The 13,319-nt window shown below is 29.6% G+C and carries 8 protein-coding genes and 1 other RNA gene; 3 read left to right on the top strand and 6 right to left on the bottom strand.

All coding sequences use genetic code 11. The features are described 5' to 3' along the window. Positions 1 to 145: 145 nt before the first annotated feature. On the bottom strand, positions 146 to 1,765 hold the full coding sequence (locus tag LPB03_RS02645; RefSeq protein ID WP_065318010.1) for an ABC-F family ATP-binding cassette domain-containing protein: 1,620 nt from the start codon (positions 1,763 to 1,765) through the stop codon (positions 146 to 148). Between the two features lie 184 nt (positions 1,766 to 1,949). Here LPB03_RS02645 and LPB03_RS02640 point away from each other — a divergent pair, with 184 nt between their 5' ends. Together LPB03_RS02640 and LPB03_RS02635 are read left to right on the top strand one after the other, a co-directional pair. Continuing rightward, complete coding sequence (locus LPB03_RS02640; protein ID WP_065318011.1) at positions 1,950 to 3,341, top strand: TlpA family protein disulfide reductase; 1,392 nt, start codon at positions 1,950 to 1,952, stop codon at positions 3,339 to 3,341. A gap of 145 nt (positions 3,342 to 3,486) precedes the next feature. Then, entirely contained in the window at positions 3,487 to 5,307 is a 1,821-nt protein-coding gene (locus LPB03_RS02635; protein ID WP_065318012.1) for a DEAD/DEAH box helicase, read from the top strand. A 122-nt stretch (positions 5,308 to 5,429) separates the two neighbouring features. Here the strand turns inward: LPB03_RS02635 and LPB03_RS02630 are convergent, their stop codons facing one another. From LPB03_RS02630 to LPB03_RS02620, 3 genes are all read right to left on the bottom strand, one after another. Further along, positions 5,430 to 6,938, bottom strand: a complete 1,509-nt coding sequence (locus tag LPB03_RS02630) for a bifunctional metallophosphatase/5'-nucleotidase (RefSeq protein ID WP_065318013.1) — start codon at positions 6,936 to 6,938, stop codon at positions 5,430 to 5,432. A gap of 42 nt (positions 6,939 to 6,980) precedes the next feature. Then, on the bottom strand, positions 6,981 to 7,754 hold the full coding sequence (locus tag LPB03_RS02625) for a hypothetical protein (RefSeq protein ID WP_065318014.1): 774 nt from the start codon (positions 7,752 to 7,754) through the stop codon (positions 6,981 to 6,983). A gap of 357 nt (positions 7,755 to 8,111) precedes the next feature. Continuing rightward, on the bottom strand, positions 8,112 to 8,969 hold the full coding sequence (locus LPB03_RS02620) for a hydroxymethylglutaryl-CoA lyase (RefSeq protein WP_065318015.1): 858 nt from the start codon (positions 8,967 to 8,969) through the stop codon (positions 8,112 to 8,114). Between the two features lie 85 nt (positions 8,970 to 9,054). Here LPB03_RS02620 and LPB03_RS02615 point away from each other — a divergent pair, with 85 nt between their 5' ends. Beyond that, positions 9,055 to 10,227, top strand: a complete 1,173-nt coding sequence (locus LPB03_RS02615) for an MFS transporter (protein WP_065318016.1) — start codon at positions 9,055 to 9,057, stop codon at positions 10,225 to 10,227. Between the two features lie 155 nt (positions 10,228 to 10,382). Here the strand turns inward: LPB03_RS02615 and LPB03_RS02610 are convergent, their stop codons facing one another. Both LPB03_RS02610 and rnpB read right to left on the bottom strand, forming a co-directional pair. Continuing rightward, positions 10,383 to 12,650, bottom strand: a complete 2,268-nt coding sequence (locus LPB03_RS02610) for an aconitate hydratase (RefSeq protein WP_065318017.1) — start codon at positions 12,648 to 12,650, stop codon at positions 10,383 to 10,385. 179 nt (positions 12,651 to 12,829) lie between these two features. Continuing rightward, positions 12,830 to 13,141, bottom strand: an RNA gene (rnpB, locus tag LPB03_RS02605) — RNase P RNA component class A. Positions 13,142 to 13,319: the final 178 nt, after the last annotated feature.

Below are 13,319 nucleotides of genomic sequence, written 5' to 3'. Positions count from 1 at the left end.
GCTATAAAGATTAAAAAAATCTTTATAGCTTTTTTATTTATAAATAGTTACTTATCTAAAAATCAACACTTCAACATAAGTTATCTTAAGCATTAATTTATAATTGATGATTTAGGTAATTCTTGAAATTTGTATCATTTAAAAATTACTCATACATCTTATCACGCAATTCTTTAATCTTTGGATCAGACAAATAATCATCAAAAGTTGAGTATCTATCAATAGCTCCTTTTGGTGTTAATTCTATAATTCTATTGGCAACTGTTTGTGCAAATTCATGATCGTGTGTAGATAATAAAACAGTTCCTTTAAAATTAATTAAAGAGTTATTTAAAGATTGAATCGATTCTAAATCCAAGTGATTTGTTGGTTCATCTAACAATAAAATGTTTGCTCTTTTCATCATCATTCTAGAAAGCATACAACGTACTTTTTCTCCTCCAGACAACACATTACTTTTCTTTAAAGCTTCTTCACCAGAAAAAATCATTTTCCCTAAAAATCCTCTTAAAAAAACTTCTTCACGTTCTTCTTCAGTTTGCGCATATTGTCTTAACCAATCTACTAAATTTAATTCACCATTCTGAAAAAATGAAGAGTTATCTAAAGGTAAATACGATTGTGTTGTGGTAACTCCCCATGAAAATTTACCAGCATCTGCTGTATCATTCCCTGTTATAATTTGATAAAAAGCTGTTATCGCTCTAGAATTCTTAGAAATTATAGCAACTTTATCACCTTTATTTAAATTGATGTGTATGTTGTCGAATAATTTTTCACCTTCAAATTCTTTGCTTAAACCTTCTATATTTAAAATTTGATCTCCAGCTTCTCTATCTCTGTCAAAAATAATGGCAGGATAACGTCTGCTTGAAGGTTGAATATCTTCTACATTTAATTTCTCAATCATTTTTTTTCGAGAAGTTGCTTGTTTTGATTTTGCAACATTGGCAGAAAATCTTCTAATAAATTCTTCTAATTCCTTCTTTTTATCTTCTGCTTTTTTATTCTGCTGTGCTCTTTGTTTTGCTGCAAGTTGACTAGATTCATACCAAAAAGTATAGTTTCCTGAATAATGGTTTATTTTACCAAAATCTATATCAGAAATATGTGTACAAACTGCATCTAAAAAGTGTCTATCATGAGAAACCACAATTACACAGTTATCAAAATTTGCTATAAAGTTTTCTAACCAAGCAATGGTTTCGAAATCTAAATCGTTGGTAGGTTCATCCATGATTAAAACATCTGGATTGCCAAAAAGTGCTTGTGCAATTAACACACGTACTTTTTGTTTACCATCCAAATCTTTCATTAAAGTATAATGTAAATCTTCTGAAATACCAAGGTTAGATAGCATTGCAGCTGCAGAAGCATCTGCATTCCAGCCATCCATTTCTTCGAATTTTATTTGAAGTTCGCCAATCTTTTCTGCATTTTCATCAGTATAATCAGCATATAAAGCATCAATTTGTTTTTTTATTTTAAACAACTCTTTATTACCCATAACCACAGTTTCCAATACAGGAAACTCATCATAAGCATAATGATCTTGTGTTAAGACAGACATTCTTTTGCCTTTTTCTAGATGTACTTGTCCAGAAGTTGGGTCTTGTTTGCCAGATATTATTTTTAATAAAGTAGATTTTCCTGCTCCATTTGCGCCAATAATTCCATAACAATTTCCTTGTTGAAATTTCGTGCTAACTTCATCAAACAAAACACGTTTACCAAATTGTACAGATAAATTAGAAACTGATAACATAATAGTATTTTAAATTTCTGCAAAAGTACAAATTTGATAACTATTTTTGGGGGCAAATTTAAATGCATTTTAGGAAAAGTTAAATCTATCTTTACAACTGAGAAACCTTGTATTTTTAACAACGTATTAACAGCTGTAACAGCATTGAATACCTAAATTTGTACACGCTTTTAGCTATATACATATGATGAAAAAAGTAATTACTTTATTACCAATTTTATTTCTAGTCATCTTAGTTGGCTGCAATTCAACTGATAAAAATGTTGATATGTATTTTGGTGGTAAAATAATAAATCCTAAAAATAATCATGTAATTCTTTATTCTATGGAGAAAGTTATTGATACTTTTTTCTTAGACACAACAAATAAATTTATTGGTAAAATTAACAAAGCAAACGAAGGTTTGTATTATTTTTCTCATGGTAATGAAAATCAGCATATTTATTTAGAACCTGGAGACAGTTTAATGTTACGATTAAACACTTGGGATTTTGATGAATCTTTAGTTTTTGCAGGTAAAGGAGCAGAAAGAAATAACATATTGGTAGACTGTTTTTTAGAAACAGAAAAAGAAAGAAATTTATTCTATGAATACAACCAACTAGAGCCTGCAAATTTTAAATTAAAAGTAGACTCTTTAATAAAGACTAAATTAGTTACATATAATGAGTATATTAAAACACATTCTTTTGAAACTTTTGGTTTTAATGAAATTCTAAAAATAGCTTTAACATATCCTATATATTCTAGAATTGAAAAATACCCGATTATACATGCAAAAATTACCGAGGAAAATAAATTACCTAAAGTTGATGCTTCCTTTTACGATTACAGAAAAAAAATAAAAAAGGATAACGATTCTTTAATGTATTATCCTCCATACTCAAGATATATTAGAAATTACTTATATAATGAAACTTTTACTTTAGGACATAATCCTTTAGAAAGTGAATATTCATCAGAATTCACCTTAGATTTATTAAACACAATTAACGAGAAAGTTAGTACAGAAAGCTCTAAAAATGCTTTTTTAAGACAAACTGTTATTGGTCATTTTTATAACAAATCTAGTTGTTCGATTAATTTAGAGGCTTTTAATACGTTTTTTAAATTATCAACGAATGAAAAAGATAAAAAACTAATAACTAATTTAATTGATGATTCTCAATCGATTGTAATTAACGAGGAATTACCACAATTTAGTATTACAGATTACGCAAATTCTGAACATTCTATAAGTGATGTTATCAAAGATCAAAATACCTTTTTGTTTTTTTGGAGTCCAGAATTTGTTTCTGAATCTTATATTGTTTCAAGATTTCAATATTTATCTACCACATACCCAAACATTAAATTTATTGAAATTAAAATTGATGGCGATAAAAATAAAAGAATTCAAAAATTAGATATTAAAAACCAATTTTATTTAGCAAATAACAGTGCTGCACATGATTTCTTAACATGTAAAATGCCACGTTCTATATTAGTGAATAAAAAGGGAAAAGTTGTAAATGGTTATGCTTCAATTTCTTCTACAAACTTAACTCCTTTTCTTAATGATTTGAACAAAAACTAATTAAACTCTTTAATTGCTGTTTATCTCCAATATTTAATGTACCTTTGCACGGTTTTAAAAACGAGTGTTAACTCTATTAAAACCAGTCCGAATTATAAACGGGTTTACAGGTGAGGCGTTCTGTGAATCCAATAAAAACACAGTAATGTCAACATTTTCAGAGTTAGGTTTAAACGAACCTATTATTAAAGCATTAACAGATTTAGGGTACGAAAGCCCAACTGTTATTCAAGAAAAAGCAATTCCACAAATAATTTCTTCTAAAAGCGATTTAAAAGCTTTTGCACAAACAGGAACAGGAAAAACAGCTGCTTTTAGTTTACCAATTTTACAACTTATAGATGGAGATAGTAGCAATGTACAAGCTATTATTTTATCACCAACAAGAGAACTTGCAGTTCAAATTGGTAAAAACATAGAAGATTTTTGTAAATATCAAAAAAAGATACAAGTAACTACTGTTTATGGTGGTTCTAGTATGGAACAACAAATTAAATCTTTAAAAAGAGGATCTCAAATAGTAGTTGGAACTCCAGGTAGAACTGTAGATTTAATTAATAGAAGAGCTTTAAAGTTAGGAAACGTTCAATGGTTAGTCTTAGACGAAGCTGATGAAATGTTAAACATGGGCTTTAAAGAAGAATTAGATAAGGTTTTAGAGGCAACTCCAGATACCAAGCAAACTTTATTGTTTTCTGCAACTTTTCCTAAAGAAGTAGAAGCAATTGCAAGAAATTACATGCACAAACCAGTTGAAGTAACTTCTGGTGAAAAAAATTCAGGTTCAGAGAATGTAAGTCACGAATATTATTCGGTTACAGAAAGAACACGTTACCCAGCTTTAAAAAGAATCGCGGATTTAAATCCTGATATTTATGCAATTATTTTTTGTAGAACTCGAAGAGAAACACAAGAAGTTGCAGACAATTTAATTAAAGATGGTTATAGTGCAGATGCTTTGCATGGAGATTTATCTCAAGGACAAAGAGATTCTGTAATGGGTAAATTCCGTAAAAAAACAATTCAGATTTTAGTAGCTACAGATGTTGCTGCTCGTGGTTTGGATGTTACTGAATTAACACACGTTATCAACCATAAATTACCAGATCAGATAGAAAACTACACACACAGAAGTGGTAGAACTGGTAGAGCTGGAAATTTAGGGATTTCAATTGCGTTAGTTAACGGAAAAGAAAAAGGTAAATTACGTGTTATAGAACGTATTATAAAACAAAAATTTACAGAAGGTAAAGTGCCAACTGGAAAAGAAATTGTTGAAAACCAATTAATTAATTTAATTGATAAAGTTAAAAATACAGCCGTTAACGAATCTGAAATGGAGGAGTTTTTACCAAGTATTTACGAGAAATTAATAGATTTAGACAGAGAAGAATTAATTAAAAAATTCGTGTCTTTAGAATTCAATACAATGCTTGCATACTATGAAAACTCTAAAGATTTAAATGATTTAGGTAGAGAAACTTCAAGAACTAGATCTACTGCAGATAATATGACTCGTTTCTTTATTAACATTGGTAGAAAAGACGAATTAAATCCTGGTAAATTGATTGGTTTAATTAACGATCAAAATATTGGTGATAAAATAGAAATTGGTGCTATCGATATTTTAGATACTTTTTCTTTCTTTGAAATTGATAAGAATTTTGAAGATAAAACTTTAGATGCTTTTGCTGCAAATCAGCCAGATTTTGAAGGGCGTTCAGTAAATGTAGAAGTTACTAAAAAAGAACGTTCTGGAGGAGGAAGAAGAGGAGGAAAAAAATCATTTGGTAAAAAAGAGGGTGGTTTTGGAAGAAGAAGAAGTTCTGAAGGAGGTTCTGCAAGAAAAAGTGATGGTGGAGGAAGAAATGCTGACAAATCAAACAGACGTTCTTCATCTGAAAGACCAAGAAGTTCTGGAGACAGAAAATCTGGTGGATTTGGAAGAAAACGTAGAGATTCTTAAATAAATATAGAATTGTTGCAAAATTTGCAATCTAAATAATCTTAAAAAGCTCAAAATTGAATTTTCAATTTTGAGCTTTTTTTATATATCAATTTTAGATTACAAAAGTTACTACTAAAAAATTACTTTTGTGTTTTCAAGTATTCTACAACAGCTTTTCTAATATCAAAAGCTAATTCATTTTCTTTAGGGTGATAAACTCCTAAAACTTCTTTATTTTCTTCTGATAAAAAAGGAATATCAAATCCTTTTAATAAATAATCAGAAAAAGCAATTGTATATATTTTAGTCGTGTTTAATTCTTTGTTTTGAATCAACCACTTCTCTCCTACTTTCTCAATATGATGTCTTTGAAGGTATGCTCCAGTTCCAGCAGCTAATTCTCCATAATCTAAAACACGCTTTAATAATCTTCCTTTTATTTTAACCTTTACAATGGCACCACCAAAAGGTAAAACTCTAAAAATATCTACAGGTGTAATATTACCAACTAATTGATCATCAATCCTTATAGAACCACCATTTACAATGACTCCATCAACTTTTTCGTTATACGCAAAATACATTGCTTTTGTAATTGTTGACCCTAAATTAGATTGTTCTCCTCTCACAGAAAAATCTCGTCCATCTAAAGGAATTTCGGTTGCATAAATAATTTCTTCAGGATTTTGAATAACTTCTTTAATCTGAGTATTTAAAATATTTTGCCATTTATTGACAACTGCCCCAACTTTTTCATCTGTTTTAATGGATGCATTTATTTCTTTTAATTCTGATACGATTGTTGCCTTTTTCGTTTTTTTATCAAAAGAAACTCTATGAATATACACCGTTTTTGCATTCGCATCGGCTTTTGTAATGACGCCATTTTCGGTTTCAATTCTCATATTAGTATGTTCATGACCTCCCATAATTAATGGGATTTCAGGAATTAACTTTGCAATTCTTTTATCATTTGCAATTTTAACATGTGTCAATCCAAAAACAATATCTACAGAATCTTTTAATGCTGCATAAGATGCTCTTGCTTTTACAAACATATTTCCATATTCCACATATTCTTTTGGGTTTGATGGAATGCAGACACTTATAAAACCGACTTTAATTTTTGTACCATCTTCATCTGTAAATTCTTTTACAAAAGTTTCGTGCACATTTTCTTTTTTTCCATTGATTTCTTTGTAAAATGGAATTGCAGCTTCTGCTGTTTTTAATTTTACGTTGGCAGAAACCCAAGGAAAAGTACTTTCATTCAAACGTTTTTGCAAATCTTGTTGAGAAATATCAAATTCATGATTCCCAAATGCTGCCAAATCGAAATTCATAGCATTCATAACATTGACCATTTGTGCTCCTCGAATTCGTTCTCCATCAACTTTTAAAGTTCCTAATAAAGACGGATTTAAAAAATCACCAGCCATAAAAAGCATCGTATTTTTATTTTCTTGCAATAATTCTTTGTGTACAGTTGCAACTCTAGCCATTCCTCCAAACTGTCCTCCTTGAATTGGCGCAATTTCATACACATCATTCAGTTGTAAAAAAGTAAAGTTTATTTTTTGATCGTCTTTTTGACAAGAAGATAAAACTACGATTGCTAAAAAGTAGGTAATTAGTTTTATTGATTTCAATTGTGAGTTTTTATTTGTTATATATAGATGCTCTAGACAGTACTATTTTTTTTTATTGACAATTTTTGATAAACTATCAATTTCTGTTAGTCTATAAACCTCTGATTTTAATTGACGTCTATCTTTTTCAATTCCTCTTATGCTATCTTGTAATAATAACTTTTCACTTCTCAATTTTTCAATTGAAGTTTTGTTTTCAAATTCTGCATCTTTGGAAGTGCTTTTCTCTAATTGTACTCCAAACCATGCTGCAGAAACTAAAATACTAATAACAATTCCAATTAGAGTAATCAATTGTGCTAATGGTAAATTGCCTAACATTCTGAAAAGTTTGGCAAGAGTAATATCTGAAAGTTGAACAGTGTTTTTTTTAAGATTAGTAATTTCTATATCCTGTTGCTCTAATTCAGCAGAATAATTCTCCAAAATTCCAATAGATTCTTTATAATTCCCTAATATAATTTTCATTTCTGTTTCTAATTCGAAGTATTTTTGCTCATAAATCCGTTCTCTTTTGTCAGCTTTTTCATTTGCAATTTTAGAGTACTCTTCAATTTGCTCAATAAACACTTTTAAAAAACCATCAGCTTGCTTTTTCCCATTTTCCAAAACATCTTGTTTTGCAGAAGGAACTACTGTTGTAAACTTAATTTGTCTAATTTTCAACCATTTTAAATCTAGAGCTCCAAAAATATATTGTAAATCTTCTTCTGTTGCTCCTTTCCATACTTCCGGCTCAAATTCATAAGAATTGATTTCCAATATTCGTTTTTCAAGTCTTGCAATTGCTTGTTCTTTTGGTATTTGTAATTTCAATGTATTTCAGATTTTAGTTGGTTTGGCGTATTGTGTACAACTTGTCTTATAGTAACTATAAGTACTCATATCCCATAAATAAAACAGAATATGTGAATTTTTTATTACTCTTTATAAGTAAAGATAATTTATTTATAATAATCAAGGCAAATCAAATTATACAAAACCACAGACTTTAATGTGTGATATCAATTTAAGTACAAAAACAATAAACCCATCAAAAAATGATGGGTTTATACTTTATGAAATAATAAATATAGTTATTCAATAGAATCAATATTACTTTTAAAAAATATTCCATTTATCTGATTTTCAACTATATAAATATTAAAATATCATTATAAGTAAAATGAAAATTTATATAAAAACCTCTAAAGCTTTATTATAAGCACTTTCAAAACTCATCGGTTTTATGTTTGTATCAGCTTTTTCAGCTGTAAAATAACTCAGTAATTTTTCAGTTGGCATATTTCCTGTCAATTCGTCTTTAGCCATTGGGCAACCTCCATACCCTTTTATGGCACCATCAAATCTGTTGCAACCAGCTTTGTAAGCAGCATTCACTTTTTCAAACCATTTATCTGGAGTTGTGTGTAAATGTGCACCAAACTCAATTTCTGGATATTGTGGAATTAAGTTCGAAAATAGATAGTCAATAACTTCTGGAGTTGAGCTACCAATAGTATCTGAGAGCGATAAAATTTTAACACCCATTTTTGATAATTTTTCTGTCCACTCGCCTACTATTTCCACATTCCAAGGATCTCCATAAGGATTTCCAAAACCCATCGATAAATAAGCAACCACTTCCTTATTCGTTTTTTGTGAAATGTTTAAAATAGCATCTAAAGCTATAATAGATTCATCAATAGTTTTGTGCGTATTTCGCATTTGAAAGTTTTCTGAAATCGAAAATGGATATCCTAAATAATCAATTTCTTCAAATTGAGATGCATCATTTGCACCTCTAACATTTGCGATGATTGCTAAAAGTTTGCTGTCTGTTTTCGATAAATCCAACTTTGCTAAAACGTCTGCTGTATCTCGCATTTGCGGAATTGCTTTGGGGGAAACGAAGCTACCAAAATCAATAGTATCAAAACCAACTTTTAAAAGCGAGTTGATATACAATGCCTTTTTTTCTGTGGATATAAAATGAGATTTTATTCCTTGCATTGCGTCTCTTGGACATTCTATAATTTTAACTTTTTTCATCAACTCAAATATAAAGAAAGTAAACTTGTTGTAAAATTATTTAATCTGATTATTCCACTCATTTTGATTAATTTCGTTTGCTGAAATGAAAAGCTCTAAATTTATACTTCCCATCATTGTTATATCGCAATTTTGCTGCACTTCTCTGTGGTTTGCAGGCAATGGAGTAATGCCAAATCTTATAGAAAATTTTAATTTAAACGATGCTTCTATAGGGTATTTAACATCTGCTGTTCAGTTTGGTTTTATTTCTGGAACTTTTATTTTTGCTTTATTTACAATTGCTGATCGTTTTTCGCCTTCAAAAGTATTTTTTATAAGTGCCATTTTAGGAGCAGCTTTTAATTTGATGTGTGTTTTAGACAATCAAACTTTAGTTAGTTTGATGAGTTTACGTTTTTTAACAGGCTTTTTCTTGGCTGGAATTTATCCTGTTGGAATGAAAATTGCCACAGATTATTATGATAAAGGGTTAGGAAAATCTTTAGGTTATTTAGTTGGAGCTCTAGTATTAGGAACAGCTTTGCCTCATTTATTAAAAGATCTTTTTACAAATTCTTCTTGGAAACATGTTTTAATTGCAACCTCTTTATTATCCATCTTTGGTGGTTTATTATTGTTGATATTCATTAAAGACGGGCCATTTAGCACAAAAAGTAAAGGTTTTAATGTATTAAGTTGCTTCAACGTTTTTAAAAATATAGAATTCAGAAAAGCGTCTTTTGGCTATTTTGGTCATATGTGGGAATTGTATACCTTTTGGACATTTGTTCCTGTTTTATTTTTGATGTATCAAAAATTACATCATAATATAGTTTTCAATATTCCTTTGTTATCTTTTGCTATTATTGGATTTGGAAGTATTTCTTGTATTTTATCTGGCTATATTTCAGAAAAATTAGGTGTCAAAAAAACAGCTTTTCATTTTTTATTATTGTCCTGTTTGTGTTGTTTACTTTCTCCATTGATATTTTATCAACCAAATAAAACACTATTTATAATTTTTCTTATTTTCTGGGGATTGGTTGTAATTGCAGATTCTCCACTATTTTCAACATTAGTAGCAAAAAATGCTCCTTCAGAAAATAAAGGAACTGCTTTAACTATTGTGAACTGTATTGGTTTTGCAATAACAATTATCAGTATTCAACTGTTAACCACGTTACAAGTATCATCAACCTCTAGTTTTATCTTTATTATTTTAGCAATAGGGCCAATTTTTGGGTTGCTTGCTTTGAAGAAAAAATCAGTTTCATAAATTTTGTTTTTAAGTGTTGTAAAATAATATCAATTCTGTATAAAAATTTTAATCAATTTAAATTTAAGGATGTATAATAAATTTTGATGATTTTTATCCATAAAAAAACTCCTGAATTTCTTCAGGAGTTTTTAAATACTAATTTTTATGTATGTTTAAGCGTTTTGCAACTTAATTAAGTTCAAAGCAGAACCTTTTTGATACCATTTAATTTGAGCATCATTATAAGTATGATTCACTTTTATAATATCTTTGCTTCCATCTTCATGAACAGCTTCGATTGTTAATTGCTTATCTGGCGCAAATTCATTTAAATCTAAAAAGTTGAACGTATCATTTTCTTGAATTAAATCGTAATCAGCTTCATTTGCAAATGTTAAACCTAACATTCCTTGTTTTTTCAAGTTTGTTTCGTGAATTCTAGCGAAAGATTTTACAATCACAGCAGCAACACCTAAATGTCTTGGTTGCATTGCAGCATGTTCTCTAGAAGAACCCTCTCCATAATTATGATCACCAACAACAATTGTTTTAATACCTGCTTTTTTGTATTCTCTTTGTACTGCAGGAACTGCATTATACTCACCAGTTAATTGGTTTTTAACAAAGTTTGTTTTTTTGTTAAATGCATTTACAGCACCAATTAATGTGTTATTTGCAATATTATCTAAATGACCTCTAAAACGTAACCAAGGTCCAGCCATAGAAATATGGTCAGTTGTACATTTTCCAAAAGCTTTAATTAATAATTTTGCTCCTGTAATTGTATCTCCTAAAGGTGTAAAAGGCTCTAATAATTGTAATCTTTCAGAATCTTCATTTACAGCAATCTTAACATGACTACCATCTTCTTCTGGTGCTAAATATCCATTATCTTTTACTTCAAAACCTTTTGGAGGTAATTCCCAACCAGTTGGTTCATCAAACATAACTTCTTCTCCATTTTCGTTGATTAATGAATCTGTTAAAGGATTAAAATCTAAACGACCTGCAATTGCAATTGCTGCTGTTATTTCTGGTGATGCAACAAAAGCGTGTGTATTAGGATTCCCATCTGCTCTTTTAGCAAAGTTTCTGTTAAAAGAATGTACAATACTATTTTTAGGCGCATTTTTTGGATCAGAATATCTTGCCCACTGACCAATACAAGGTCCACATGCGTTTGTAAATATTTTAGCATCCAGTTTTTCAAAAATCCCTAGAATCCCATCTCTATCTGCAGTATATCTTACTTGTTCAGAACCAGGATTAATTCCTAATTCAGATTTCATTTTTAATCCTTTGTCAATTGCTTGTTGTGCTATTGATGATGCTCTTGATAAATCTTCATAAGATGAATTTGTACAAGAACCAATTAATCCCCATTCAACAGTTAGTGGCCAATCATTATCATTTGCTTTTTTGGTCATATCAGATCCAACAGTTGTAGATAAATCTGGCGTAAAAGGACCATTTAATAAAGGACCTAATTCCGATAAATTGATTTCAATTACTTGATCAAAATATTTTTCTGGATTTTCATATACTTCAGCATCTGCAGTTAAATATTCTTTAACTTCATTTGCAGCATCAGCAACATCTGCTCTATCTGTAGCACGTAAATAACGTTCCATAGATTCATCATACCCAAAAGTTGATGTTGTTGCACCAATTTCTGCACCCATGTTACAAATTGTACCTTTACCAGTACAAGACATAGAAGTTGCACCTGGACCAAAATATTCTACAATTGCTCCTGTTCCACCTTTTACAGTTAAAATTTCAGCAACTTTTAAAATAACATCTTTTGGAGCTGTCCAACCAGATAATTTTCCAGTTAATTTAATTCCTATTAATTTTGGAAATTTTAATTCCCAAGCCATTCCAGCCATAACATCTACAGCATCTGCACCACCAACACCAATTGCTACCATTCCTAATCCTCCAGCATTAACTGTATGAGAATCTGTACCAATCATCATTCCTCCTGGAAATGCATAATTTTCTAAAACTACTTGGTGAATAATACCTGCTCCTGGCTTCCAAAAACCGATTCCGTATTTATTAGAAACTGATTCTAAGAAATTAAAAACTTCACTACTTGTAGAATTTGCATGTTTTAAATCTGTTGCAGCTCCTTCTTTAGCTTGTATTAAATGATCACAATGAACTGTTGTAGGTACAGCAACTTTAGCTTTACCAGCTTGCATAAATTGCAATAATGCCATTTGTGCAGTTGCATCTTGACAAGCAATTCTATCTGGAGCAAAATCTACATAATCTTTTCCTCTAACTAATTCTTTAGTAGGTTTTCCTTCCCATAAATGAGAGTATAAAATCTTTTCAGATAATGTAAGTGGTTGTCCAGTAATTTTTCGTGCAGCATCTACGCGTTCTGTCATATTTGCGTAAACCTGTTTGATCATATCAATATCAAATGCCATATTCAGTTGTGATTTTAAAATTTTTGTAAAACAAATTTACAGCTTTAATATCACTTTTAAAAGATAAATAATAGATTGCTATAATTAATAGATAAATAAAAGCTATTTTTAAAAATGTTGAAGATACTTCAATAAAAAAAGAGTTTTTATCTCTATTTTTAAGAATTTAATAATTAAAATAAAAAAGCAGACTTGTAAGCCGAATTCTGTTCCTTACATAAGTAAGGCTCTTATCATTTATCTAGTTCTAAAATTACTTTTAGAATCTATCTGCCTACCCTTTAGAATCGAGCGAGTAGCTCTCAAGCTCTAATTTACATGACATTGCACCTCATAGAGTTTACCTGGTTTCACTACAGCCTAACTGTACTTGCTTTCTGTTGCACTTGTCCTCAGCTTACGCTGGATGGATGTTATCCACTATGATTACTCTTTGGTGTCCGGACTTTCCTCTTTAAAATTAATTTAAAGCGATAAGATAAATCTGCTCTTTATTTTAAAATTTTATTATTCTCTTTTATAAAAAACCCACTCAAATAAAATTTGAGTGGGAAAAATTGCTATGAAAAAGAAAAAGTGTGACTAGTAAACTAATCACACTGCAAATATAAAGTTTTAAATAATATTAAAAGTAAATTTGATAAAATAAATCTACTTTTTTAAGAATTT

It is taken from the genome of Polaribacter vadi, assembly GCF_001761365.1.
Lineage (GTDB): Bacteria > Bacteroidota > Bacteroidia > Flavobacteriales > Flavobacteriaceae > Polaribacter > Polaribacter vadi.
The sequence above is the reverse complement of the archived record's forward strand: the minus strand, read 5'-3'. Positions and strand labels throughout refer to the sequence as shown.